Origin of the sequence: Salipiger sp. CCB-MM3 (assembly GCF_001687105.1) — a bacterium.
Lineage (GTDB): Bacteria > Pseudomonadota > Alphaproteobacteria > Rhodobacterales > Rhodobacteraceae > Salipiger.
Genome location: NZ_CP014596.1, coordinates 942782 through 968373, shown reverse-complemented (window position 1 = coordinate 968373; position 25592 = coordinate 942782). Strand labels below are relative to the sequence as shown.

Genomic DNA, 25592 nt, shown 5'->3' with positions numbered 1-25592 from the left:
AAGCGCCGCCGCCGGGGGTGATGTGGTCACTGTGCCAGATGGCTCAGAGCGCCGCCACCGCATCCGCGAGGCGCTCGGCGCCGTGGCGGTAGGGGTCGACGCAGGGCAGACCAAGGCTTTCCTCGACCTCGGCGCAATAGGCTTTGGCCTCTTCCTCGCCCATGTGCTGGGTGTTGATCGACACGCCAATCACCTTGCAGTCGGGGTTGGCGACCTTGGCCAGTTCCAGCGCCACGTCGCGCACCGCTTCCAGCGTCGGCAGCTTGTAGCCCGGCAGGCCGCGCATATGGGTGCGGGTCGGCTCGTGGCAGAGCACCAGCGCGTCCGGCTGACCGCCATGCACCAGCGCCATGGTCACGCCCGAGTAGGAGACGTGGAACAGCGAGCCCTGACCCTCGATGATGTCCCAGTGATCGGGCTCATTGTCGGGGGTGAGATATTCGATCGAGCCGGCCATGAAGTCGGCGATCACCGCGTCGAGCGGCACACCGTCGCCGGTGATCAGGATGCCGGTCTGGCCGGTGGCGCGGAAGGTGGACTTCATGCCCTTTTCGCGCATCGCCGCGTCCAGAGCCAGCGCGGTATACATCTTGCCGACCGAGCAATCGGTGCCCACGGCCAGCAGGCGCTTGCCGGTGCGCTTCTCGCCGTTGGCGATCGGATATTGCACCGAAGGAATGCGCACGTCGTGCAGCGTCTGGCCGGTGGCCTTGGCGACGGCTTTGAGGTCTTCTTCGTTGCGCAGCAGGTTGTGCAGGCCCGAGGCAAGGTCAAAGCCTTCCTCAAGTGCTTCCACCAGAACCTTTTTCCAGGTCTGCGAGATCACGCCGCCACGGTTGGCGACGCCGATCACCAGCGTCTTGGCACCGGCGGCCTTGGCTTCGGCAAGGGTCATGTCCTTGAGGCCCAGATCGGCCTTGCAGCCTTCAAGGCGGAACTGACCAACGCAGTTCTCGGGGCGCCAGTCCTTGATGCCCTGTGCCACCTTGGCGGCCAGACCGTCGGGGGCGTCACCGAGGAAGAGGAGATACGGCGTCTCGATCATGGTATTCTATTCCCTGTGTTTGTGTCTGCTATCGTGTCGGCGGCTGCGCGTGTGGTGTTTGGGAGGCGCACAGGCCCGCGACCGGTTTCGACGCTGAGTTTGCCCTGCATCCCACGCAAATCCGTCTCGATTTGCACGTTCGCGCGCGCAGCAACGCCAAATTTCCACGCATTTCGGCACCAACGCCGAAGAATCGTGCACGGTATCGCGGCAGGAGGCGGCAGAGTTTGCGCCGCAACGCGGCAAATTTCGCTTGCGCAGCATCACGCAATTTAATAACCCATGTGCCAGCCTGAACGTAACTTCATTACCCACCCGAGGTGATCAAATGAGCTTTCGCATCCAGCCCGCCGCGCCCGCCCGCCCGAACCGCTGCCAGCTTTTCGGCCCCGGCTCGCGTCCGGCGATCTTCGAGAAGATGGCCGCCAGCGCCGCGGACGTGATCAACCTCGACCTCGAGGACTCGGTCGCCCCCGACGACAAGGATAGTGCGCGCGCCAATATCATCGAGGCCATCGGCGATATCGACTGGGGCAAGAAGACGCTTTCGGTGCGGATCAACGGGCTCGACACGCCCTATTGGTACCGCGACGTGGTCGATCTTTTGGAGCAGGCCAGCGACCGGCTCGACCAGATCATGATCCCGAAAGTGGGCTGCGCAGGGGACCTTTATGCCGTGGATGCGCTGGTTACCGCCGTCGAGCGCGCCAAAGGCCGGAGCAAGCCGATCGCCTTTGAGGTGATCATCGAGTCTGCCGCGGGTATCGCCCATGTGGAAGAGATCGCCGCCGCCTCGCCCCGGCTTGAGGCGATGAGCCTAGGCGCCGCCGATTTCGCCGCCTCCATGGGCATGGCGACCACCGGCATCGGTGGCACGCAAGAGAATTACTACATGCTGCACGAAGGCGCCAAACACTGGTCCGATCCGTGGCACTGGGCGCAGGCCGCCATCGTCGCCGCCTGCCGCACCCATGGCGTGCTGCCGGTCGATGGCCCCTTCGGTGATTTCTCGGACGACGAGGGCTACCGCGCGCAGGCGCTGCGCTCGGCGACGCTGGGCATGGTCGGCAAATGGGCCATTCACCCCAAGCAGGTGGCGCTGGCCAATGAGGTCTTTACCCCCTCCGAGGGCGCGGTGACCGAGGCGCGCGAGATCCTCGCCGCCATGGAAGCGGCCAAGGCCAAGGGCGAGGGTGCCACGGTCTACAAGGGCCGTCTGGTGGACATCGCCTCGATCAAACAGGCCGAGGTGATCGTGCGCCAGTCCGAGATGATCGCCAGCGCCTGAGCCGCAAAACCGCTGTCCCCGCGGGGACAGGGGCGGCGATCCGGCATTGCACCGCTCTGACAAAAGGCCGTCCCCGCGGGGACGGCCTTTTTATTGCGGTCCCCGCTCTGACCTTAGCGGCCTTGACCCGAGCGCCGCCTGCCGCCTAGCCTGCCCGCATATCAAAGACGTCATTTCACCCATCCCATTTCCCTGCACGGAGCCGTGCCATGAGCCTCGCGCACCGCCGCCTTCGCTTTTGCCTGCCTGCCGCCCAGCCGTTCCCTAACGGTCTGTTAATATTTGCCCTGACCCTCATTGCCCTGCCCCTCATTGCCCTGCCCCTCATCGCCCTACTCCCCGCGCCCGCCCGCGCCGATGTCACGCCATTCAAGACCCCCTCCGGCAACATCGAATGTTATATCGGCGACAGCGGCACCGCGACGGACCTGCAATGCGCGATCTTCGAGTTCAGCGCCGCGCCCGCCTTGCCGCGTCCGGCGTCCTGCGCGGCCCCTTGGGGCCACAGTTACATCCTGCTCGAACAAGGCCCGGTGACCATGGTCTGCGGCGGGCCGGGCCCCAAGAACACCGCGCCGGGGGTCGATATCGCGCCCTATGGCGTCTCGGCCCGATGGGGCGGCATTTCCTGCCTGTCACAAAAGACCGGGCTGCAGTGCCAGAACGCCGATGGCCACGGCTTTTTGCTGTCGCGCCGCGTGCTCAAGGTCTGGTAGCCGGGCCGCGAAGACTGGACAGGCCCGGCCCGCACCCCAGCTTCAGCCCCACGAGGAGACGGAAAATGCGCGGGACGCACGGGCCGTGTTGCGCCTGTTACCGTGCGCAGCTAGAGCGCGCCGGACGAGTTCCGCAATTCATGCGCGCCAAGGAGGTTGTTGATGACGCAGTTCACGCTCGGATGGGAAGAATGGCTGGCCTTGCCCGGCCTCGGCCTGCCCGCGATCCGCGCCAAGGTTGATACCGGCGCGCGGACCTCGGCCCTGCACGCCTTCGCCATCGAGCCCTTCGGCTCGGCTGACAAGCCGATGGTCCGCTTCGCCATCCACCCCGACCCCGCCGATCCTGATCTCGAGATCATCTGCTCGGCACCGCTCAAGGACCGGCGCGAGGTGACCTCGTCGAACGGCGAGACCGAGCTGCGCTTCGTGATCGAAGCAGAGGTGGTGATGGGCGAGCGCCGCTGGCCGATCGAGATCACCCTCACCGACCGGGGCAGCATGGCCTATCGCATGCTGCTGGGCCGCAGCGCGCTGCTCGACGACATGATCGTTTCGCCGACCCAGCGCATGCAGCAACCCGAGCTGTCATTCGACGTCTACCGCGCCCTGCCCCGCCGCCAGCGCGCGCAGCGGGCGCTGCGCCTCGCGGTGCTGACCCGCGAGCCGAACAACTACTCCACCCAGCGCCTGATCGAAGCCGCCGAAACCCGTGGCCACGCGATGGAGGTGATCGACACCTCGCGCTGCTATATGAACATCCGCGCCGTTGGCGGCGAAGTGCATTACGACGGCCGCCGCCTGCCCCATTACGACGCGGTGATCCCGCGCATCGGGGCCTCGATCACCAGCTACGGCACCGCCGTGGTGCGCCAGTTCGAGAGCATGGGCACCTATTGCCTCTCGGGCTCGGAAGGCATCAGCGTCTCGCGCGACAAGCTGCACGCACATCAGGTGCTGGCCCGTCACCGCATCGGCATGCCGACCACCGCCTTTGCCCGCAGCCCCAAGGATTCGGGCAATCTGGTGGAACTGGTGGGCGGTGCGCCGTTGGTGCTGAAGCTGCTGGAAAGCAGTCAGGGCAAGGGCGTGGTGCTGGCCGAAACCCGCAAGGCCGCCGAAAGCGTGATCAGCGCCTTTCAGGGGCTGAAGGCGGATTTCCTCGTGCAGAGCTTCGTCAAGGAAGCCGCCGGTGAGGACATCCGCTGCCTCGTGGTCGGCGGCAAGGTGGTGGCCACCATGCGTCGCCGCGGCAAGCCCGACGACTTCCGCTCGAACCTGCATCAGGGTGGCACCGCCGAGAAGGTGCGGATCTCGCGCGAGGAGCGCGAGGTGGCGATCAAAGCGGCACGGGCGATGAAGCTCGACGTGGCGGGTGTGGACCTGCTGCGCGGCGCCGACGGTCCCAAGGTGCTGGAGGTGAACAGCTCGCCGGGCCTCGAGGGCATCGAGAAGACCTCGGGCAAGGACATCGCCGGGCTAATCATGGAGCACATCGAGACCAAGGTGGCCCCGAAGCCGCCACGCTCGAAAAGCCGCACGAAGCGCAGCGCGGGATAACCGCCTCGGCGCAGGCCGGGCGCGCGCCTGCCCGTGGGGTGGCGCCGCGACGGCTGCGGTCTGCGCTTTATCCTGGCCAAGCTTGGACGAGTGTCGAACGTCGTGCTCGCCCACCAAAGCGCCAGCCCGCCGGTACGGGCAGGCGCACGCCCGGCGGCCTTTGGCCCTGAGTCCGGGCGGGGCTGGCGAAAGGGCATTGTCGGCGCACGAAAAATTGCGCCCTTACGGAGGTTCATGAGAACTTTCGAACGCGGGAACCCCCGCAAAGCGCAACCTTCTTGCGTCGCGCCGCGCTGCGGCATCGCCTTGCCCTTGCCGCTGCCCCCTATGGGCGTTAAACACCCCCGGTAATCCAAACTCCGAGGGGATGCCCCATGCCTGCCTATCGCTCCCGCACCACCACCCACGGCCGCAACATGGCCGGCGCCCGCGGCCTGTGGCGCGCCACTGGCATGACGGACGGCGACTGGAACAAGCCGATCATTGCGATCGTGAACTCCTTCACCCAATTCGTGCCCGGCCACGTGCACCTCAAGGACCTGGGCCAGATGGTCGCCCGCGAGGTCGAGAAGGCCGGCGGCGTCGCCAAGGAGTTCAACACCATCGCGGTGGATGACGGCATCGCCATGGGCCACGACGGCATGCTCTACTCGCTGCCCTCGCGCGAGATCATCGCCGACTCGGTGGAATATATGGTCAACGCGCATTGCGCCGACGCCATGGTCTGCATCTCCAACTGCGACAAGATCACCCCCGGCATGCTGATGGCCGCCATGCGCCTCAACATCCCCGTGGTCTTTGTTTCGGGTGGCCCGATGGAAGCGGGCAAAGTCGAATGGGAAGGCACCGAAAAGGCGCTGGATCTGGTCGACGCCATGGTCGCCGCCGCCGACGACAAATACACCGACGCGCAGGTTCAGGCGATCGAAGAAGCCGCCTGCCCGACCTGCGGCTCCTGCTCGGGGATGTTCACCGCCAACTCGATGAACTGCCTGACCGAGGCGCTTGGCCTGTCGCTGCCCGGCAACGGCTCGACGCTGGCCACCCACTCGGACCGCCAGCGGCTGTTCGTCGAGGCCGGTCATCTGATCGTCGACCTCGCCAAGCGTTACTACGAGCAGAACGACGCCACGGTGCTGCCGCGCTCGATCGCCACGGTGAAGGCCTTCGAGAACGCCATGACGCTGGACATCGCCATGGGCGGCTCGACCAACACCGTGCTGCACCTGCTGGCCGCCGCGAACGAAGGCGAAGTGCCCTTCGAGATGTCCGACATCGACCGGCTGTCGCGCAACGTGCCGGTGCTGTGCAAGGTCGCGCCCGCCAAGGACGACGTGCATATGGAAGACGTGCACCGGGCGGGGGGCATCATGTCGATCCTCGGCCAGCTCGACCGTGCCGGCCTGCTCGACACCTCGGTGCACACGGTGCACGCCGAGACCATGGCGCATGCGCTCGACCGCTGGGACGTGACGCGCACCAACTCGGAATCGGTGCATGATTTCTTCCGCGCCGCGCCGGGCGGAGTGCGCTCGACCACCGCATTCTCGCAGTCCATGCGCTATGACACGCTTGATCTCGACCGTCAGGCCGGGGTGATCCGCGACGCCGAGCACGCGTTTTCCAAGGATGGCGGGCTTGCGGTGCTCTACGGCAACCTCGCCGAGGATGGCTGCATCGTGAAGACCGCGGGCGTGGACGAGTCGATCCTGACGTTCCACGGCCCCGCGCGCATCTTTGAATCGCAGGACACCGCGGTGAGCGCGATCCTCACCGGCAAGGTGCACAAGGGCGACGTGGTGCTGATCCGCTACGAAGGGCCGCGCGGCGGTCCGGGCATGCAGGAAATGCTCTACCCGACCTCCTACCTGAAATCGAAGGGCCTTGGCAAAGACTGCGCGCTGGTCACCGACGGGCGCTTCTCGGGCGGCTCCTCGGGCCTGTCGATCGGTCACGTCTCGCCGGAAGCGGCAGAGGGCGGCACCATCGGCCTCGTGGAAGAGGGCGACATGATCGAGATCGACATCCCCAACCGCAAGATCAACCTTGCGGTGGATGACGCGGTGATCGCCGAGCGTCGTGCGGCGCGCGAGGAAAAGGGCTGGCAGCCGGACGAGCAGCGCAAGCGCAAGGTCTCCAAGGCGCTGAAGGCCTATGCCGCGCTGACCACTTCGGCCGCCAAGGGTGCCGTGCGGCAGATCTGAGCCGCCTCGGGCAGGTAGAACGAAATTGGCCGTCCCCATGGGGACGGCCGTTTCTTTTTAGGGGCGTTGCCCCCGGGCCCCGCGGGGATGGCCGTTTCTTTTTGGGGGCGCTGCCCCCGGGCCGCGCCTGCGCGCGGCCTCCCCCGGGAATTTTTGTCTAAGCGAAGACGCGGGACGCGGCGCCGGGGCTAGCTGGCGCGGGTTTCGCGTGCCTCTGTTGTGGCGGCTTCGGCGGGCGCGGCGGCATCTGGCTCGGCCTCTGCATCAGGGTCCAGCTGCGTGTCCGTTTCTTCGCCGGTCGCATCGCGCCCGGCGGCATCGGCGAGGATAAGCTCGGCGGCGCGCAACGCGGCGGCCATCACCGGCGCCAGCGTGCCTCCTGCGGGCATCTCGGGGAAGATCGAGGCGTCGCAGACCCGCAGCCGTTCGATGCCGCGCACCCGCAGCCGCGCATCGAGCGGCATGGTCTCTTCGACGCCCATGGCGCAGCTGCCCACCGCATGGCAGGCCGAGCGGCTGTAGCGGCGGTAAAGATCGAGGATGTCATCGTCGGTCTTGGCCCATGCCGAGATCACCGTCTCGCCCTCGATGAACTCCGACAGCGCCGGACGCCGCGCCAGTTTGCGCAGCAGCCGCACCGCCTCGACCGCGCGCAGACGGTCGCGCTCGTTCGATAGGTAATTGGCTTCGATCTGCGGCGGCAGGTCCGGATCGGGCCCGGAGGCAAAGACATAGCCGGTGCTGTCGGGCCGCAGCGTGTGACAGGTGAGACGCATGCCGGGCTCGGCCTCGCAGCCGCTGACCCCCTGCGCCGGATCAAAGGAATGCGCGGCGGCAGAGATCATCGTGTCGGGCCGCTCGGCGCCCTTCTGCGCCGCGACGAAACCAACCAGTTCCGCGCCGCCCCGGCTCAGCACGCCTTCGCTCGAAACCAAAAAGCGCAGCACGTTGAGCCACAGCCGCATGCCGGTGAGCGCCCGGTTGTCGCTGTCGCGCCAATGCCGCAGCCGCCAGTTGGTAGCCAGCGTCAGCTGATCGCGCAGCCCCCAGCCGATGTTGGGGCTGTGGTGTTTCGCCTCGATCCCGGCGCGGCGCAGCGCCATGCCGTCGCCGATGCCGGACAGCATCAGCAGCTTGGGGGTGACGATGGCCCCGGCGCAGAGGATCACCTCGCCGCGCGCGTCGAACAGCAGCTGCGCGGTGCCGCGGCGCCCCTCGACGCCGCGCGCACGGCCCTCGTCCAGCAGCACCCGGTCGACGCGCACGCCGGTTTCGATGCGCAGGTTCGGACGGTCGCGCGCGCGGCGCACAAAGGCCGTCCACGCCGTGGTCCGCCGCCCCTTCTCGTCGATCGTCCACGCCGCCGGGCCGAGCCCCTCGGGGTCTTCCTCGTTGGGATCGTAGCGCTGGCGCCAGCCGCTTTCGGCCCCGGCCTGCATCACCGCCTGCATCAGCGGCGACAGCGGCTGGCCGAGCTTGACCTCCAGCGGGCCGCCGCGACCGCGGGTGTCGCTGGCCCCAAAGGCGTGATGCTCGATCTGGCGCAGGCAGCGCGACATCTCGGCCCAGCCCCAATCCTCGCTGCCCAAGGCGCGCGCCATGCGGGTCCAATCCGCCTCACCGCCGCGCAGCCAGAGCGCATTGCCCACCGCGCTGGTGCCGCCGGGCATCCGCCCGCGCAGCCAGCGCTCTGCCGGGCCGCGCGGGCCGGGCTCGACGTGATAGCTGTAGCGGCGCGTCGGGTCCTCGAGCAGCCGCTGCTGCGCCCGTGGCACCTGACTGAGCCAGTGACCGCCGGTGCCCTTGCCCTCCTCGAGCAGCAGCACCCGGTTGTCGGGGTCCGCCGAGAGCCGTTCGGCCAGCACACAGCCCGCCGATCCTGCCCCCACGATGATGTAATCGAACTCCCCCGCCTGCGCGTCGGTCATATTCCCGTCAAAATCTTCCATCTTCGCCGCCACCCCCGCAGAGATCGCCACCTGCCCGAATCGGACCCGCTCAGGCTCTTTCGTCCTTGGGCGAACCCATGACCACATAAGAGGTTATGGCGCTTACCTGCGGTAACATGCCAAGAACCTCCGTGTGGAACTCCTTGTAGGCAGCAAGATCGGCCACCTCGATCCTGAGAAGATATTCGAGGTTCCCGGTAATATTGTGGCACTCCTTGACGCCGGGGGAGCGGGTGATGACGCGCTCGAACGCCTGCTGCGCCTCTTTGGTGTGGCGGCTGAGGCCGACGGTGACATAGGCGACGAAGCCGATGCCGGTCTTCTCGGGGCTGAGCACCGCGCGGTAGCCGCGGATCACGCCGGATTTCTCAAGCATGGCGACACGGCGCAGGCAGGCCGAGGGCGACAGGCCCACGGTTTCGGCCAGCGCGAGGTTGCTGATCCGACCATCGGACTTCAATACGCGCAATATCCTGCGGTCAGTCTCATCTAAATCGCTCATAAGTTTCATTAGAGCAGTCAATCCGCTGCAGATTGCAACCTTTCTCCGCGCAGGCCGCGCAACTCTTGCGTCATGACACAGGACCTCATGCTCGCGCTTGCGACCTTCGCCCTCGTCACGGTGATCTCGCCGGGGCCGAACAACCTTATGCTGCTGACCTCGGGGGCCAACTTCGGCCTCGCGCGGAGCCTGCCGCATATGCTGGGCGTGGCCTTGGGCTTTCCGGTGATGGTGCTGCTGGTCGGGCTGGGCGTGATGCGGCTTTTCGAGGCCTATCCGCTGGTGCGCGACGCGCTGACGGTGCTGTCGGTGCTCTATATGGGCTGGCTGGCGTGGAAGATCGCCCATGCCTCGGCGCCGGGAGGGGCCGGTGAGGCCGCGGGCCCGAACGGCGCGCGACCGCTGAGCTTTCTTCAGGCCGCCGCCTTTCAATGGGTGAACCCCAAGGCGTGGTCGATGGCGTTGGGGGCGATCACGCTCTACGCCGCCGCGGGCGATCTTGCCGCCGTGCTGCTGGTCGCGGGCACCTATGTGGCCATGGGCGCGATCTCGACCACCACTTGGACGGTGATGGGCGGCGGGCTGCGGCGGGTGCTGACGAATCCGGCGCGGCTGCGGCTCTTCAACTGGAGCATGGCGGCGCTGCTGATCGCCTCGATGCTGCCGGTGCTGCTGGCCTGAAAGGGGCCTGATAGGAGCCTGATAGGAGCCCGCACCACCTTTGCAAACCCCGCCGAACCGTCCCGTTCAGCTTGCTTTGTTGCATCCGGGCCGCTTCGAGGCCATATAGGCCGCGACCAACAAGAGTGCCCGAGCATGACGCATTATCTCGACTTTGAAAAACCCCTCGCCGAGATCGAAGGCAAGGCGGAAGAACTGCGCGCCATGGCGCGGAAGAACGAAGAGATGCATGTGGAGGACGAGGCCGCGGCCCTTGATCGCAAGGCCGACGACCTGCTCAAGGATCTGTACAAGAAGCTGACGCCCTGGCGGAAATGTCAGGTGGCGCGGCATCCGGACCGTCCCCACTGCAAGGATTACATCGAAGCCCTGTTCACCGAGTTCACCCCGCTGGCCGGGGATCGCGGCTTTGCCGACGACCACGCGGTGATGGGCGGCCTGGCGCGGTTCAACGATCGTCCGGTGATGGTGATCGGCCACGAAAAGGGCAATGACACCCAGTCGCGCATCGAGCGCAACTTCGGCATGGCCCGCCCCGAAGGCTACCGCAAGGCGATCCGCCTGATGGAAATGGCCGATAAGTTCGGGCTGCCGGTGATTACGCTGGTGGACACCCCCGGCGCCTACCCCGGCAAGGGCGCGGAAGAGCGCGGCCAGTCCGAGGCGATCGCCCGCTCCACCGAGAAATGCCTGCAGATCGGCGTGCCGCTGGTGACGGTGATCATCGGCGAGGGCGGATCCGGCGGGGCCGTGGCCTTCGCCACCGCCAACCGCGTCGCGATGCTGGAGCATTCGGTCTATTCCGTGATCTCGCCCGAAGGCTGTGCCTCGATCCTGTGGAAGGACGCCGAGAAGATGCGCGAGGCCGCCGAGGCACTGCGCCTGACCGCGCAGGACCTGCTCAAGCTGGGCGTGGCCGACAAGGTGATCCCCGAGCCGCTGGGCGGCGCGCATCGCGCAGCGGAAACCGCGATCAAGGCGGTGGGCAAGAACATCGCGGCGATGCTCGAGGAAATGGACGGGATGAAACCGGCCGAGCTGATCAAGGCGCGCCGCGAGAAGTTCCTCTCGATGGGCGCCAAGGGCCTCGCCGCCTGAGCCTTTCGCCCGGCCCGAGCCGAGCGCTGATATCCAAAGCCCCGGAGCGCGGTTAATGCCGCATTCCGGGGCTTTCTTCATGTTATGCCAGAAGATGAGAAATTCACTGCAATAGATTGGGATCAAAAATTTATTCGCCTTTATGCGGGGCGATTTTCTTCGCACTGCGAGAGATATTTTTGGCGCAGAGGAGCGCCTAATTTGGGGCACATTTTGACGCCGGCAGCATTTACCCTGAAGCGGCAGGATTGAACGGAAGCCTACCCACGTAAGAGAAACCTCTAATTAAGACAATATCAAGGAATTTCCCGCGGAATAGGCCGCGCAGTCCCCCGCCGGGTCAAAAAAATCCCGCTGCGGATCCGCTTCGACCTTGGCGGAGCGCCCATCCTGCCGTGATGACGATCGGAGGCCATTCGGGACCGGCCTCGACGGCCTGAAGAGTACCGTACCGCGCTTTTGCTGGTATCGACGCAGTTTCAGTGACCTAGCAAAGCTCGCTTTCTCTGCGCGCAAAGATCGAGGGTGCATGTATTCCACCCCACAAGGCGAAAATAGGACTTCACGTCTCAAGGGATAGAGGAAACTCAACTGTTTGAAATATGCTTACCTTTCACCGGACAGCGAAATATCGAAGCCTTCGCAGCGTCATCTTTATCAATCTGCGACGCATTATCGCCTTATCTTTCCACGCCGTAGACACGCCTCCATAGTAATGCCCTTATTAAGAATTTGCGGCAGTCATAAACGTCAAATTCTGCACCTCACTAAGGAAAAACGCGCTCACCTCATTTCGAAGCGAGCGCGCCTATCATGTTCATTTACCTAGGCTTTCCGAATTCCTAATGCAGAGCATTAGCAACAGAGGCACCGCCGGCCAGCGCCCTGCCCTTAGGATGTCGCATTTTCGGCCTTGGCGCGCAGGCTTGCGCCAAGGGACTCGATCCCGGGATCTGCAGCCTTGGGAATGATCCGGTACGCCGCGTTCACGAAGCAAAAGAGCGCGAAGCCCAGCAGGCCAAGGCATAGCAGACCCACCAGCACGCGGCCATAAACCTGCCCCTGCAGCCAGTCGAAGGCCGAGCCAAGCCCGCCCGCCTCGGAAGCGTTGGCCTGCAGCGCTGCGTAGCAGATCAGCATGCCGATGATGCCGATCACCACGCCTTGCGCGGCGAGGCCTGCTTTCAGCGCGGCGTTCCAATGGGTGGTAAAATGGTTGGCCTTGAGGTGGTTGCGGTATTTCTCTTTGACCGCTTTCATCAGATAAAAGCCGCCCGCCGCAACGGTGAGCACACCCGCGATGCCAACGGCGATCTGTCCGGCGGGGTTCTGCAGCACGCTATCGAGCATTTGCTTGCCGCTGCTGCCGCCGCTGCGACCGATGAGCAGTGTCGCCGCCAGAACACCAATGCCGAGGTGCGCGCCGCCGGTCACCAGCATCCCTGCCCGCGCGATCAACCCCTTGCCGCCGCGGCCATAGGCTTCGAGATCCCAGATACAGTCAACGAGGCGCCAGACCGCATAGGCGAGCATCCCCAGCGCGATAAGCACGATCACCGCCGTGCCCCAGCCGCCCTGCAGGCTCTGCATCGCCTCGGAGGTGCCCTCGGCCTGCCCGCCGTGCAGGATCGACCAGAGCGAGACGCCCGCGACCACGAGGTAGACCAGCCCCCGGCCCGAATAGCCGGCCCGCATGATCGGGATCGCCCAAGCGAAATCTTCGGGGTTCACATCCTCGAGCCGCTTGGCGCGGCGCGAGTCCGGCTTGATGGAAAGGGATTCAGCGAGGGACATGGCAGGGCTCCGGTCTGGCAAAAGCGCTTTAGGACTTGCCCATTCAATGCCGGGGGTGCCCTGCGGGTTCCCTGCCGGTTTCCTGCGCGTTCCCGGCCCGGTGTGCTCAGGTGGCCAGCATCCGCAGCCCCTGCGTCACATCCGAGCGCACCGCGAGCCGCAGCCCGGGCTCATCGCCCGCCTTCAGCGCAGCGATGATCAGCCGGTGGTAATGCGGCGCCTCGGTGCGGCGCAGACGCCCGTAAAGCTTGCGCATGGTCGGCCCCAGTTGCAGCCAGACGGTCTCGGTCATCGCCAGCATCGCGGGGGCCTGCGCCCGCAGATAAAGTGTGCGGTGGAACTCGAGATTGGTGCGGATGTAGCCCACCGCGTCGCGCGCCTGAATCATCTCGGCGATGGTGCCGTTGATTGCCTGCAGCCGGTCGATCAGCGCCATATGCGCCCGCGGCAGCGCGCGCGAGGCCAGTTCGACCTCGATCAGCGCCCGCAGCGCGGCCAGCTCCTCTATCCGCTCGTTCGACAGTTCCGGCGTCGACACCCGCCCCGAGGAGGACATCGACAGCGCGCCCTCGGCCACCAGCCGGTTGATCGCCTCGCGCGCGGGGGTCATCGAGACATCGAACTCGCGCCCGATGCCGCGCAGGGTGAGCGACTCGCCGGGCGGGATCTGGCCCAGCATGATGCGCTGGCGCAGGCCGCGATAGACGCGTTCATGCGCGGACAGGACGACTTCGGACGGGCGGGGCTGAGGCTGGATCATGATCCGGGCAATCTCCGATGCGGCGCGGGCGGCGTCAATCGCCGAAACGATAGCGGTGCAGCGAGGCGCCCTCGACCTGCAGCCAGCGCCGCGCCGGGCGCCAGTCGCCGTAAAGCTGCTCGACCACCGCCCAGAAGGCCGGCGAGTGGTTCATCTGCGCCAGATGCGCCACCTCATGCGCGGCGACGTAATCGAGCACTTCGGGCGGCGCCATCACCAGCCGCCACGAGTACATCAGCCCGCCGTCGGCGGTACACGACCCCCAGCGCGAGCGCGTGTCGCGCAGCGTCAGCCGGCTGTAAGGCAGCCCCAGCGCGGCAGAGTGGCGATCCGACGCCTCGGCCAGCCGGTTGCGCGCCTCGGCCTTCAGCCAGCCCAAGAGCCGCGCGGCAAAGCGCTCTTCCGGGCCGGGCACCTCGATCACCCCGTCGCCGAGGCGCAGGCTGCGCCCCTCCCCCGGCACGATGCGCCGCATTTCTCCGCCGATCGGAAGCCGCGCGCCATCGGCGATCCAGACATCCGCGCCGCGCTGCTCGAGATGGCCGCGCAGCCAGCCTTCTTTCTCGCGCAGAAAGCCGATGGCCTCGGCTTCGGGCAGACGCCGCGGCAGGGTCAGCGTGACCCGCCCATCAAGCTGCGACAGCCGCAGCGACAGCCGCCGGGCCTGCGCCGAACGGCGCAGGGTGACGGCGATCGGCGGATTGCCGGGAAGGGTGAACTGCCCCATTTTTATTGCCTCTGGACTGCACGGGCCAAAAGTTTTGACACTGCTCTTCTGTTATGGCAGACGCTGCAGATTGTCGACCGTACAAGCCAGCTGAAGGGGACCACCCATGCCCAAAGAAGAATGGGGCACGAAGCGCGTCTGCCCGACCACCGGGAAGCGTTTCTACGACCTGAACAAGGATCCGATCGTCTCGCCCTACACGGGTGAGGTGCTGCAACTCGACACCGGCAAGCGCACCATGCTGTCGGCCGACCAGGCAGATGGCGCACCGCGTCGCGCGCAGACCGAGGAGTCCGAAGAGACAGATCTGCTCGAAGATGACGTCGAGGTCGAACTCGATGACGATGATGTTCTCGATGATGACGACGACGACAATGTCTCGCTGGACGAGATCACCGACGTCGCCGGAGAGGACGAAGAGTAAGCTTCGAACTTTTTTCTGCGGGCGGTGATTTTTTCGCTTGAACCCGCCCGCAGCATCCCATAGATCACGCCGCACAGCGTCGGAGACGACGCGGCGGACACCGCTCCGGACCGAAGCCGAAACGCCCGAAAGGGCCTGACGGACAAGGCGAAGAGCACCGCGATTGGGGCCTTAGCTCAGCTGGGAGAGCGCTTGCATGGCATGCAAGAGGTCAGGGGTTCGATCCCCCTAGGCTCCACCAATCCTCCTTTGAAAAGCGCTAGATAGCTCTGCATATCGCGTCGGAGAATTTGCCTCTGCCGCGCAGACCGGTGCTGTTTTCCCTGCGAAAATTCATGCTGCTTTGATCCGCGCATATGGCGTGTTGATCCCGTCGCAGCCCTTCCCCTGTCAAACCCGAGGATGGCCCATGTGAGCTGACCCCATCGAGTGGTCCGGGTTAAATGCTAATGCATGGTCGGCCTTCGATCTATGGGGATGAAGGTCTCCGGTGCCGGTGTCCGATATCCAAGAGCGCTATGCGGCCGAGCGGTGTTGTAGTGCTTTCGCCATTGTTCGATGAGGATTTGCGCCTCCCTCAACGAGTAGAAGACCTCGCCATTGAGGAGTTCGTCCCTGAACCTGCTGTTGAAGCTCTCGCAATAACCGTTCTCCCAGGGTGACCCCGGCTCGATGTACGCGGTCTTCGCCCCCACCAGCTCGATCCAGTCGCGCACCTTCTGCGCGATGAACTCCGGGCCGTTGTCGGACCGGATGAACCGCGGCGGGCCGCGCTGGATGAAGAGATCGGTCAGGGCGTCCAGGACATCGGTGGAGTTCAGTCGCCTGTCGACACGGATCATTAACGCCTCCCGCGTATATTCATCGAGGATGTTGAGCGTCCGGTAGGTCCGGCCGTCACTGGTCCGGTCCTGCACGAAGTCGTAGGACCAGACGTGGTTGGGGTGCTCGGGCTTCAGCCGCACGCAAGAGCCATCGTTCAGCCAGAGCCTGCCGCGCTTCTTCTGCTTGTGTGGGACCTTGAGCCCTTCGCGCCGCCAAATGCGCGCCACCCGCTTGTGGTTCACCTGCCAGCCGGCACGCCGCAGCAGCACGGCGACCCGGCGGTAGCCGTAGCGGCCATACTCCCGGGCCAGATCGATGACGTCGGCGGTCAGCCGCGCCTCGTCTTCCCGGCCCTGTGGTGGCTTGCGCTGCGTGGAGCGGTGTTGGCCGAGCACCCGGCAGGCCCGGCGTTCGGAGATGCCGAGTGTCTGGCGCACATGCTCCACGCATTCGCGGCGGCGCGAAGGGCTTAGAAGTTTCCCTGGGCAGCCTCGGTCAGGATCAGCTTCTCGAGCGTCAGGTCAGATACCGCCCGCCGCAGCCTCAGGTTCTCCTTCTCGAGTTCCTTCAGCCGCGACAACTGTGCCCGGTTCATCCCACCATACTGCTTCCGCCACCGGTAAAAGGTATGCTGCGATATCCCGATCTGCCGCACCGCATCGGCCATCGACAGGCCCTGGCCATGCAACACCTCGACCTGACGCAGCTTGGTGACAATGTCTTCCGGCTTCTCACGCTTTCCAGCCATTCCGTAGTCCTCCTGTTCGCCGAAATCCTATCGGATTTCAGGCTTCGTGGGTGGACCACTTCAAAGGGGCTGGCTCAACCAAGGTCGCGCGACAACGCCATCGCATCGTCTATCAGGGCCGGATCGAAGCGTGAGATATTGTCGATCAGCGTTCCGTCGATCAGTTCGGGCTGCGCGGTCAGGAAGCGCACGCGCTCGTCAACCTGCGCCAGCCGCACGGGCCGACCATCGAGAACAAGCGTCACGGGCGGACGGCCGTCCCAGATGCAGTCCGCGACATGCTTCAGCGTCCGCCCGCTCGCGAGCGGGCCGCCGGCATCGATCACTACAACCTCGCCACCGGCGATGCGGCTTTCCCTGCCGGCCACCTCGAGCGCCAGTTCCAGCGGCAGCGTGCTCTGTGCCACCTCGGGCGAAACGGCGACCTCCTCGCCCGGCAGAGCCGAGAGCTGCCGAAGCGCCACTTGCGCGCGTTTGCGCCGCACCAGCGCCGCGGCAAAGCCGATAACCTGCAGCGTGCCGCGTGAACCCAGCAGGGTGCAGGCCGCCAGCCCACCCGAGGTGAGGTCGCCGCCAAGAACCAGCCCCGCGCCAATTCCAAGCAGCAATAGCATGACCACCAGGCTGGCGCTTTGCGTGATGTCCGTCAGCAGCCCATCAACCCGGTCGATCCGCCGCTGCGCTTCGGCCATGTCCCGGCGCGCCTCGAAGAGTTCTTCGAACCGCGCAGCCTCGCGGCCCCGGCGCAGAGCGCCGCCGCCATCTCCTGCGAGCTGAGCAAATTGCGCATCCACCTGGCCTTCTTTCTCGAACTCGACTTTCAGGGCTTCGGAATGACCTCGCGTAGTCACCGCTATCGCCAGAAGCGCGGCAGCCACGACCAGCAAAGGCGCCATCACGATCGGCCCGCCAAGAAACCAGACGAGGGCCAGGAACAGCACCCCGAACGGCGCGTCGTAGACGGGCAACAAGGCCTGTCCGACGAGCGCATCCTGAGCTTTCTGCGGTGCCGCGAAGAGGCTCTCCCGCTGTGCGGCAGTCAGGTCGCCTCCGGATGGCAGTGCGAAGGCGCCACGCACGACCCGCATCCAGAGCCGGTATTCCGCCTCGGCCCCGAGCCGCCCGAGAATTGCCGAGCGCACGTAGCGCAGAAATGCCGCCGCAATCACGCAGATTGCCGCCACTGAAAACACTGCGACGGCCGTGCCTATGGATTGATTTGGGAGAATTCGGTCGTAGACCTGAAGCAGAGCGAGCGGCACTGCGAGCGCAAGAAGGTTCATCGCCAGAGAGAGGACCACCGTCCAAAGACTATTCATCGCACAGCCACCCAATTCTCCGGAAAAAGATTCATCTACAAAGTGCGGTCAGGTTATCGAGTGCGATTGGGATTCGGAAAGCTTTTAATTTTCGCCCACTTACTGCCTTAAAGTTGCAAGGGAGGGATTACAGGAAAAGGAAATTGCGCGACGCGTTCTTGGCAGGGCAAACGACTGGCTCGAAGAGTTCCGCATCCGGTGGGGCGAGGCAAGGATACGCTGCTTGACTTGCTGTTTTACAGAGTACATCCGGAAATCCTGCAATCAGATCGAGAAAGACAAATGTCCCGGCATGAGGCGCAGCCCACGCCGAGGCAGATGCTGATCAGAAATCCTGGGAAACGAACCCAAAGCCCTTAGTATCGGACCTAATAGCCAGATAGCCAACTGGCAGATTCGGACTAAGGGGTCCACTCACCGACAAGGCCTCAGGCCGCTGCCTCGAAATGGGCCTGTCTAGTTTAAAGGGGCCATCTAAACAGGTACGCACCTATCCATTTGGTTGGCGCCGCCATGCTCTTTCAAGTCTGCCGCAAGATTTCAGGGGCTGGTCCGGCGCCGTCCCATCAAGCGCTCGGTTCAAGACCCACATGCTGCTCCCTCAGCGAAAGTCTTGTGTGGATGGCTCCCGCATAGCAAGTCGTAAATGATCTCGTGTACCTTTTCAGAAGCGGTCTTGTGTCCGGCCTGTTTGCGCGTTTCACACCGCTGGCCCTGATGGGATCCGCAGGTCAGGTTCCTATCTGGAAAGCGGGCAATTGCGCCCTGGACATTCGGCGGAGCGTCCTGATCGTTGCGGCTGAAGGGTACACCATCACATCGTCGGTCTTGCTATCTCGCTGTTTCGGTATGTCTCAGGCTGTGTGAGGGCGGTAGGGTTCGTTTCTGGTCAGCACCGCCCACATGATCCGCGCCGTCTTGTTCGCCATGGCGACAGTCGCGAGCCGGGCCGGTTTTCTCTGCAACAGCTTCGTCAGCCAGGGATCGGCACGCTCGGGATGATTGGTGACCTGCCGCACACGCGATGTCATCCCGACGACGATAAGCTGGCGCAGGTACCGATCGCCCATCTTCGTGATCTTTCCCAGCCGCTCTTTGCCACCGCTGGAGTGGTTGCGCGGTGTCAGACCAAGCCACGCCGCAAATTCCCGACCACTCTTGAACTGGTGACCCGACCCGATCGTGGCGGCCACGGCCGAGGCGGTCACTGGTCCGACGCCGGGAATGGTCTGCAGGAGTTGCGCTTGGCGGCTGAGACGAGCCTGGATACGCATGGTGATCTCGTACCAGCGAAGGCGGTTGTGCAGTTCGACCAGCTGACGGCTGAGAACCCGCAGAACGTCTTGGGCGAGCTCGGGGAACCCGGACTGCTTGCCCTCGATGATCCCTTTCGCAAAATCGATAGCCCGCGTGACGCCCCGGGCGATGGCAACCCCGAATTCCGCGGCCAAGCTTCGGAGCATGTTGATCAACCGGGTGCGCTGTCGAACCACGAAGTCCCGTGCGCGGTGCAAGGAGAGAAGCGCCTGCTGGTCCTCGGACTTGATCTCGACAAAACGCATCGTCGGTCGCGTCACGGCCTCGCAAATGGCTTCTGCATCGACCGCGTCGGACTTACCCCGTTTCACGTAAGGTTTGACGTACATCGGCGGCATCAGCCGGACAGTATGACCGAGCTTCGTAAGCTCGCGGCCCCAGTGGTGGCTCGATGCGCAGGCTTCGATGCCGATGAGGCAGGGCGACAGTCGCTCGAAGAACGCCAGCACCTGCGCCCGACGCAAAGGCCGATTGAAAGCGACCTCTCCGGTCTGGGAAACTCCGTGGACATGAAAGATGTTCTTGGCGAGGTCGAGGCCGACAGTGGTAACTTGCATGGGGTGGCTCCTCTCAGTTGCAGATTCTGACACCTGCAGTATGGCGCATTGCGACGCCGGGAGCGGGAGCCATCCACCCCATCTGGAACGTCCGCTGTCCAGCCGGGTGTGGTCCGGCAACTGAAAAGTTGACCCGCCATCCGGCCACTCACCATGCGCGGGCGCGGCGCTCCGGCGGCAGCCACATGGGATCGCCTTCCTCGACACCGAACGTCTCGTAGAAGGCATCCACGTGCTGCAGCGCGGCTGTCGAGCGGTAGAAATCTGGCGCATGCCCATCGTTCGCCACAAGCGCCTGTAGGTACTGGTCCGTCGCCTTCATCGTCCAGAACTGCGACCAGGCGGTGAAGCAGCGTTCGGCGGGGCTGAGGCCATCCACCTCGACATTCTCCTCGGGATGCTCTTCGAGATAGGTCATCAGAGCCTCGTAGGCGAAGGTGATGCCGCCGACATCGGCCATGTTCTCGCCAACGCCGAGCGCGCCATTGATGAACAGGCCCGGAAGCACCTCGTAGGCATCCGCCTGGTCGATCAGCTTTTGCGCCTCGGCAAGGAAAGCCTCGGCATCTTCGGGTGTCCACCAGTCGCGGTAATTGCCCTCGGCATCGTACTTGCGGCCCGAAAAATCGAACCCGTGGGTCATCTCGTGCCCGATCACCGCGCCGATGCGGCAGAATTTCAGCGGTGCATCCATATCCGCCGAGAACACCGGTGGCTGGGTGATCGCGGCGGTCACCTCGAAGCCGTTGATGTTGGGCGTGTAGGCCGCGTTCATCGCCATCGGCAGGGTCGAACTGGCGTTGAATTCCTCATGCTCCGGCGGGCGCGTCAGCTGGTCAAGCGTGCGCGCCATGTCGAAGCGTCCGAGCGCGATGATATTGGCGACGGGGTCGTCGGGGACGATCTCGACGCTGCTGAAATCGACCCATGTGTCGGGGTAGCCAACCTTGTAGTAAAAGCTGTCGATCTTGCTCAGCGCCTCGGCGCGGGTCGGCTCGGAGAGCCAATCGCGGGTCTCGATCCTTGCCCGGAACACCGCCTTGATGCGCTCGATGAGATCGAGCACCTCGGCCTTGGTCTCCTCGGGATAATAGGCCTCGACGTAGAGCTGGCTGGCCGGATGGCCGAGCTTTTCGAGGAGGAGCGCATAGAGCTGTTCCGCGCGCGGGCGATCGTTGCGGGCGCCGAGCAGCGCCTCTTCGAAATCGAGCTTGGGCGCGCGCAGCGCACTTGTCAGGAAGGGCGCGTAATTGTGGATGAGGCGGAAGGAGATGTAGTCCTTCAGATCGTCGAGCGGCGTCTCGCGCAGCACGCCCGACAGAGCGGGGAGTGCGCGGGGCTCATAGACAAAGAAGCTTTCGGGTCGCTCGAAACCGACGGTGTCGAGGTAGAGTCCGAGGTCGAATTCGGGGACCTGTGCCTGCACCGCGTCATAGGGCAGCCGTCCGTACCTGTTAGTTGGGTCCTTGCCCTCGGCGGGGGTGAGAAATCCCGCGTAGAGCCGTGTCTCGATCCCGATGGCGACCTCGGCAATCCGCGCGGCGTCCTCTTCGGCGTATCCCGCAGCGGTCAGCAACCCTTGAATGTAGGTCCTGTATGCCGCAAGCGGGGCGCTGCCCGGCGGCATGCGCAGGGTCTCTACGAAATGGCGATCCATGCCGAATGTCTGGCCAAGCGCGTACATGGCATGGCGTTTGGTGTCTGTCGGGTCCGGCCCGGGCCCGAACATCGCCAGAAGGCCGGGTCCGGCAGCGGCGGCCTGCGCGCCCGCGATGCGGGTCAGGTCTTCCAGCGTTTCGACTGCGGCCACCTCGTCCAGCATATCCCGGATCGGCTCGATCCCGGCGGCGTCAATGGCGTCGACATCCATGTAGGCGTTGTAGAAATCCCCCACGAGCTGCGTCGGCGAGCCTTTCGGCGCATCACCCGCTTCGGCACCGGCGGCCTCGGCCACGGTGGCCACTTGCTTGGTCAACCGTTCGACCATGATCGAGAAGATTCCATAGGCGGGCAGCTGCGGCGGGCGCTGCACCCGGTCAACCCAGCCGCCGGACGTATAGCGGTAGAAATCAGCCGCCGGATCGGCGCTCGGATCCATGTTTTCCACCGAAAAGGCAAGCTCGTCCGGTCCAGGCTCGGGCAGCGCCTGCTGCGCGGCAGCCGCCCCGGCGAACAGGCCCGTGAGGGCGGTGGTGCGGATCAGGCTGGCGAACATGGCGGGCCTCCTTGGGGTGGTTGGCTCTTGTGGTTGAACTGGCGGCTTGGATCAGCCGCCGTAGAGCACCGCGTCGGGAATTTCGTAGCGCTCGGCGCCATCGACGAGGATCATGTTGAGATCGGCGTTGCGGGTGTGACTGACGCTCTTGCCCGGATCGCTGCCGACAAGCTGGCCGTCGCGGAAATCAAGATAGCGCTCGCCCCCGCCTGGCAGGGTGATCCAGACGCTTGCCGTGCCTCCGCTGCCGCGCGCAACGCGGAACGGGCAGGAACCCATCGGCTGACCGGCCGCCTGCGCGCAGGGCACGCTGCCGCGCGCCTCATGGCTGGCGGGGGCCTGCGTCGGGGGCGCTGCGGCCTCGTGCAGATAGCGCCCTGCTGTCCAGCCGACGAGCGGTTGATCACCGGGAAACTCAATCTGGCACCACTTGGTCTGGCCGTTCATCTGGCAGCCCATATTGCGCACCCGGTGGCCATTGGCGAGTTGCCCGACGACCGGGTTCTTGGTGCCGGGCCCGGCCCGGACATTCAGCGTGTCCCCGGCCGAAACCCCAGTGACCTGCCACCAATCCGGTCCGCCCGACAGCCCGTCAGCGTAGTCGGGCGCCGCAGGGGTAGGTGTCGTTGCCTTTCCACCGATCGAAACGGTGAGCGTGTAATCGGTGGTCTCGCCCCGGCGCGCGGCGCTGCGCATCAGGTACACGCGGATGCGGTAATCTCCCGAGCCGGGCAATACCCCGTTGAAATGGCCGCCGGCGGTCGAGCCGATATGGATCGCCGCCGGATCGCTGCCGATCATCAGGTTGAAATAGCCTGCGGGATTGCTGGAGGCGAAATCGATCGTCATGGTCTGCCCGGCGCTGGCGCCGAGCAGGTAGTCGGTGATCTGGTCGCCCTTGAGGCTTGCCCGGATCGTCGCCCCAGACGTCCCGGCAGCGAAAGAGACACGCTTTTCCTCAATCGGTTGCGCGCTCGCGGCGGCAGGAACCAAGGCGATCCAAAGAAGGATCAGGAGGTTGGTGATACGCATGATCTGTCTGTCGCTCCTCAGACGGTCCGCAGCGGCACTTGCCGGTATCTTCAGAATTCGATCGTGCCGCCGCCTTCGCCGTTCACAGCGTATACGACGCGATCCGGCTTGGCTTCACTGTCGTAAACTATGGTCGCGCTTCCGCGTGCGCCGCCAGAACAATTCATGACCGCAAGCTCGGTGGCCTTTGCGGCGGCGGCTTCGTCGAAAACGCCGGTGCAGACGGTCCCGTCGCGGCTGAGGGTGAAGGTGTAGCCGCCGCCGCTACGCGCGTTGATGCTGCCATTTGCCCGGTCGGCCGAATGGTCGCGGGCAATGCCGGACTGGTAGGAACTGCCGCCTGCATCGCTCATGCAGCCCGCGGTGACGAGGGAAACGGTCAGCGCCCCGAGGGCAGTGACTGTGCGGGTTCTAATAGAGTGTTGCATGGCATGAGGCTCCTGACTTTTTTAGACTTTTCTTGCGGTCGTTTTGTCGACCCGCGGGTACGTGCCATTGCATTAGCGCTGGAGCTTGCGGGTCTGGCTATCCGATTTCCGCAATGGGCTATCCTGATTGCGCGGAAGGGCGCGAATTATTTCCGGAGCTTTCTCGCCAGAGTTTCCGATGGGCGCTCGCCGTAGGTTTTTCGATAGAGCGCCGCAAAGCGGCCGAGGTGGCTGAAGCCGGAATTCATCGCTACCGCGGTTACGTTTCCCGTATCTTGAGGGGACAAAAGGCGGTGCCGGACTGCTTCGAGACGGATGGCGGTTAACCTTTCCCAGGGGGTCTGGCCCGTTACACGTCGGAACGCCGATTGCAGGCTGCGTGCAGAGGCGCCGACTGACATGGCAATCGTTTCGACCGTGAGAGGCTCGTCATAGTGACCATGCATGAAGTCGTTGGCCATGCGGACCTTTGCCGCGCTCTCGGTGGCAATCTCAGCCTCCTCCCCTTCGGACACGGCAAGAAACACGCGGAAGTGCTCCCAAAGAAGGGTCTCCATCGAATGGCAAGCGCCGGCTGAGATGTGGATTGGGCGAGCCGAGCCGAGATCAGCGAGGATGTACCGGATCAGTTCCCTCAGCGCGGGTGCGGCATCAGGCGCAGTCGCCAACCATCGCTGCCGCCCGCTCACGCTGTGCCGGGACTCTTAGCGCTCGTGTGCCTACGAACTCCTCAGGAACCTTCAGCATGACTGCCTCGAAGAGCTTCGTGCTCTGCGGCTTGACCCATGTGCTCCGGCGCGAGGGGCGCAGTGTGAGGCTTTGGTCCAATCCTGCACCGGACACTTCGTCTCCATCATCGACAATCTGTCTGCCCTGCAATGGGAACATCGCGGTGACGCTACTATCCTGCTGAGCCGTGATCATGTGACCAGTAGAGCGGACGTGGTGAATGCTGCTTTTCGAGCGGATAAGCTTGGTGGACTGGATGGAAATCTCCGGAACCGCGTCTCCCTCGAAGCGGAAGTCGTCGACGGTACTGATAAGAGCCTCTTCGTAGCTTTGCCCATGCAGGGCACTCTGTTGCCAGCTAAAGGACGTGTACTCGAAAAGCGATCTAGGGGCACTCATTGCGGAGAAACTCCGTTCAATCTGCAGATACGAACTGTGTAGTTGCGGCCGCACGAACTGGTGGAAGACAATGTCACGCGACGGTTGCCGATGTATCGAACGATAATATTCAGACTTAGAGATGGGATAGTGCGCACGAAATCCGGCAAGGTCGACTGTTTTCTTGTCCTGCACCTGCGCATGCTTTTGTAAGGTGACAGTGTAGGTGCAGCGAGACAGTCATCGCGAGTGTTTCCTCAACTTTTGTCGGGGTTCGACGGCACACACGCCCCCTAAAGCATCGCGGTCACTGCGAGCAAAAAGCTGTATCTCACCCAAATCCAGGGGAGCGACCACGGAGGCGCAACCCCAGGCCCAATCCAGCGCGATGGGATCAAACGCGATGAAATCGGTAAAGGCATCTGCAATGCGAAGATCGAGGTTGCCAAGCGGGCCGAGTAGGTCTCTCCTTTAGCTACATGCTGGGGAGGTCTACGACATGAGATGTGTCGCCGTATCGGTTTTGCTTGCTCTTGGCCTGCCGATCGCCGCGGTCGCTGATCCTGCGACAGAGTGTGGCGGGAGTAGCCAAATCGAGATCGGGGAGTGTGTCACCGACATTCTGAAGAGGGTCGATGCCGCGCTCGAAGTCTATCTGAGGTCCGCTATGGTCTCAGCCGAAGAACTCGACGACGTGACAGGGCGTACTGTAGCCGTCCCGGCGCTCGAGGCTTCGCAGGCTGCCTGGTCAGAGTACCGCGACGCTCAGTGCGAGTACGTGGGCGCCACGTTCGGAGGCGGCTCGGGCACCGGCATTGGGATCAACTCGTGCAAGATCGAGCTCGGTCGAGAAAGAGCGATCGAACTCATGCGCTACGCTCGGTGAAAGAGCATGCTATGCGAGGGGGAAAAGGCCATGGACCGAGCTTCGTAAGCTCGCGGCCCCAGTGGTGGCTCGATGCGCAGGCTTCGATACTGATGAGGCAGGGCGACAGTCTCTCGAAGAACGCCAGCACCTGCGCCCGGCGCAAAGGCCGATTGAAGGCAACCTCTCCGGTCTCGGTAACTCCGTGGACATGGAAGATGTTCTTGGCCAGGTCGAGGCCCACAGTGGTAACTTGCATGGGGTGGCTCCTCTCAATTGCAGATTCTGACACCTGCACTATGGCGAATTGCGGCGCCGGGAGCGGGAGCAATCCACCCCATCAGGTTCGGCACAAAGCGCTTAGCGATGAACAACCCGATGAACGGCAGCAAGCGGCCGGGTGCGTCATGCAGCCCCGCTAGCCTGGTCAC

22 protein-coding genes, 1 tRNA gene and 1 pseudogene are annotated in these 25592 nt (G+C 64.4%); 9 read left to right on the top strand and 15 right to left on the bottom strand.

Going from position 1 to position 25592, the window contains the following annotated elements; translation table 11 throughout:
- Positions 1 to 43: 43 nt before the first annotated feature.
- Complete coding sequence (gene dgcN, locus AYJ57_RS18170; protein ID WP_066109302.1) at positions 44 to 1045, bottom strand: N-acetyltransferase DgcN; 1002 nt, start codon at positions 1043 to 1045, stop codon at positions 44 to 46.
- 328 nt (positions 1046 to 1373) lie between these two features.
- On the opposite strand from dgcN, the gene AYJ57_RS18165 reads away from it, so the two are divergent.
- The 4 genes from AYJ57_RS18165 to ilvD all read left to right on the top strand — a co-directional run bounded on the left by AYJ57_RS18165 (position 1374) and on the right by ilvD (position 6813).
- Positions 1374 to 2333 carry an L-malyl-CoA/beta-methylmalyl-CoA lyase gene (locus AYJ57_RS18165; protein ID WP_066109299.1) on the top strand — a complete coding sequence of 320 codons (960 nt, stop codon included), beginning with the start codon at positions 1374 to 1376 and terminating at the stop codon, positions 2331 to 2333.
- A gap of 209 nt (positions 2334 to 2542) precedes the next feature.
- Positions 2543 to 3049 (top strand): DUF6636 domain-containing protein, encoded by a 507-nt coding sequence (locus AYJ57_RS18160; RefSeq protein ID WP_237220223.1) that lies wholly within the window; start codon positions 2543 to 2545, stop codon positions 3047 to 3049.
- Between the two features lie 162 nt (positions 3050 to 3211).
- Entirely contained in the window at positions 3212 to 4609 is a 1398-nt protein-coding gene (gene rimK, locus AYJ57_RS18155; RefSeq protein ID WP_066109296.1) for a 30S ribosomal protein S6--L-glutamate ligase, read from the top strand.
- Between the two features lie 374 nt (positions 4610 to 4983).
- Positions 4984 to 6813, top strand: coding sequence for a dihydroxy-acid dehydratase (gene ilvD, locus AYJ57_RS18150; RefSeq protein WP_066109293.1), 1830 nt, complete (start codon positions 4984 to 4986; stop codon positions 6811 to 6813).
- Positions 6814 to 7001: 188 nt separating this feature from the next.
- Here ilvD and AYJ57_RS18145 read toward each other — a convergent pair whose 3' ends face one another.
- Both AYJ57_RS18145 and AYJ57_RS18140 read right to left on the bottom strand, forming a co-directional pair.
- On the bottom strand, positions 7002 to 8762 hold the full coding sequence (locus tag AYJ57_RS18145) for a GMC family oxidoreductase (protein ID WP_193789536.1): 1761 nt from the start codon (positions 8760 to 8762) through the stop codon (positions 7002 to 7004).
- 49 nt (positions 8763 to 8811) lie between these two features.
- The gene (locus AYJ57_RS18140; RefSeq protein WP_066110446.1) at positions 8812 to 9264 is read right to left on the bottom strand and encodes an Lrp/AsnC family transcriptional regulator; all 453 of its coding nucleotides are present in this window, start codon (positions 9262 to 9264) and stop codon (positions 8812 to 8814) included.
- 72 nt (positions 9265 to 9336) lie between these two features.
- Between AYJ57_RS18140 and AYJ57_RS18135 the strand changes: the two genes are divergently transcribed.
- Positions 9337 to 9945: a LysE family translocator gene (locus AYJ57_RS18135; protein WP_066109285.1), complete on the top strand. Its 609-nt coding sequence runs from the start codon at positions 9337 to 9339 to the stop codon at positions 9943 to 9945.
- 135 nt (positions 9946 to 10080) lie between these two features.
- Positions 10081 to 11043, top strand: a complete 963-nt coding sequence (locus AYJ57_RS18130; protein WP_066109282.1) for an acetyl-CoA carboxylase carboxyltransferase subunit alpha — start codon at positions 10081 to 10083, stop codon at positions 11041 to 11043.
- An 891-nt stretch (positions 11044 to 11934) separates the two neighbouring features.
- On the opposite strand, the gene AYJ57_RS18125 is transcribed toward AYJ57_RS18130, so the two are convergent.
- The 3 genes from AYJ57_RS18125 to AYJ57_RS18115 all read right to left on the bottom strand — a co-directional run bounded on the left by AYJ57_RS18125 (position 11935) and on the right by AYJ57_RS18115 (position 14324).
- Positions 11935 to 12837, bottom strand: a complete 903-nt coding sequence (locus AYJ57_RS18125) for a DUF1206 domain-containing protein (protein WP_066109279.1) — start codon at positions 12835 to 12837, stop codon at positions 11935 to 11937.
- A 106-nt stretch (positions 12838 to 12943) separates the two neighbouring features.
- A complete protein-coding gene (locus AYJ57_RS18120) occupies positions 12944 to 13597 on the bottom strand; it encodes a GntR family transcriptional regulator (RefSeq protein WP_066109277.1) in 654 nt (217 codons plus the stop codon).
- Positions 13598 to 13631: 34 nt separating this feature from the next.
- Entirely contained in the window at positions 13632 to 14324 is a 693-nt protein-coding gene (locus AYJ57_RS18115) for a M48 family metallopeptidase (protein ID WP_066109275.1), read from the bottom strand.
- A gap of 106 nt (positions 14325 to 14430) precedes the next feature.
- Here AYJ57_RS18115 and AYJ57_RS18110 point away from each other — a divergent pair, with 106 nt between their 5' ends.
- A complete protein-coding gene (locus AYJ57_RS18110; protein WP_066109272.1) occupies positions 14431 to 14748 on the top strand; it encodes a TIGR02300 family protein in 318 nt (105 codons plus the stop codon).
- A 165-nt stretch (positions 14749 to 14913) separates the two neighbouring features.
- A tRNA-Ala gene (locus tag AYJ57_RS18105) sits at positions 14914 to 14989 on the top strand.
- A 205-nt stretch (positions 14990 to 15194) separates the two neighbouring features.
- On the opposite strand, the gene AYJ57_RS18100 is transcribed toward AYJ57_RS18105, so the two are convergent.
- From AYJ57_RS18100 to AYJ57_RS18060, 8 genes are all read right to left on the bottom strand, one after another.
- A protein-coding gene (locus AYJ57_RS18100; RefSeq protein ID WP_157374255.1) for an IS3 family transposase occupies positions 15195 to 16321 on the bottom strand; the annotation gives its coding sequence in 2 pieces (ribosomal slippage) (positions 15195 to 16057 and positions 16057 to 16321; 1128 coding nt in all).
- A gap of 74 nt (positions 16322 to 16395) precedes the next feature.
- Positions 16396 to 17640: a hypothetical protein gene (locus AYJ57_RS18090; RefSeq protein WP_066109265.1), complete on the bottom strand. Its 1245-nt coding sequence runs from the start codon at positions 17638 to 17640 to the stop codon at positions 16396 to 16398.
- Positions 17641 to 18494: 854 nt separating this feature from the next.
- Positions 18495 to 19514, bottom strand: a complete 1020-nt coding sequence (locus tag AYJ57_RS18085) for an IS110 family transposase (protein ID WP_066107743.1) — start codon at positions 19512 to 19514, stop codon at positions 18495 to 18497.
- 148 nt (positions 19515 to 19662) lie between these two features.
- A complete protein-coding gene (locus tag AYJ57_RS18080) occupies positions 19663 to 21729 on the bottom strand; it encodes a M13 family metallopeptidase (protein ID WP_066109262.1) in 2067 nt (688 codons plus the stop codon).
- A gap of 51 nt (positions 21730 to 21780) precedes the next feature.
- Complete coding sequence (locus AYJ57_RS18075; RefSeq protein WP_066109258.1) at positions 21781 to 22761, bottom strand: SH3 domain-containing protein; 981 nt, start codon at positions 22759 to 22761, stop codon at positions 21781 to 21783.
- 50 nt (positions 22762 to 22811) lie between these two features.
- Positions 22812 to 23189 (bottom strand): hypothetical protein, encoded by a 378-nt coding sequence (locus AYJ57_RS18070; protein WP_157374253.1) that lies wholly within the window; start codon positions 23187 to 23189, stop codon positions 22812 to 22814.
- Between the two features lie 146 nt (positions 23190 to 23335).
- On the bottom strand, positions 23336 to 23746 hold the full coding sequence (locus AYJ57_RS18065; RefSeq protein WP_157374251.1) for a helix-turn-helix transcriptional regulator: 411 nt from the start codon (positions 23744 to 23746) through the stop codon (positions 23336 to 23338).
- 94 nt (positions 23747 to 23840) lie between these two features.
- Entirely contained in the window at positions 23841 to 24491 is a 651-nt protein-coding gene (locus AYJ57_RS18060; RefSeq protein WP_157374249.1) for a hypothetical protein, read from the bottom strand.
- A 304-nt stretch (positions 24492 to 24795) separates the two neighbouring features.
- On the opposite strand from AYJ57_RS18060, the gene AYJ57_RS18055 reads away from it, so the two are divergent.
- Complete coding sequence (locus AYJ57_RS18055; protein WP_066109244.1) at positions 24796 to 25182, top strand: lysozyme inhibitor LprI family protein; 387 nt, start codon at positions 24796 to 24798, stop codon at positions 25180 to 25182.
- A gap of 34 nt (positions 25183 to 25216) precedes the next feature.
- Here the strand turns inward: AYJ57_RS18055 and AYJ57_RS26375 are convergent.
- Positions 25217 to 25420, bottom strand: a pseudogene (locus AYJ57_RS26375) (IS110 family transposase); the annotation flags it as partial.
- Positions 25421 to 25592 lie beyond the last annotated feature (172 nt).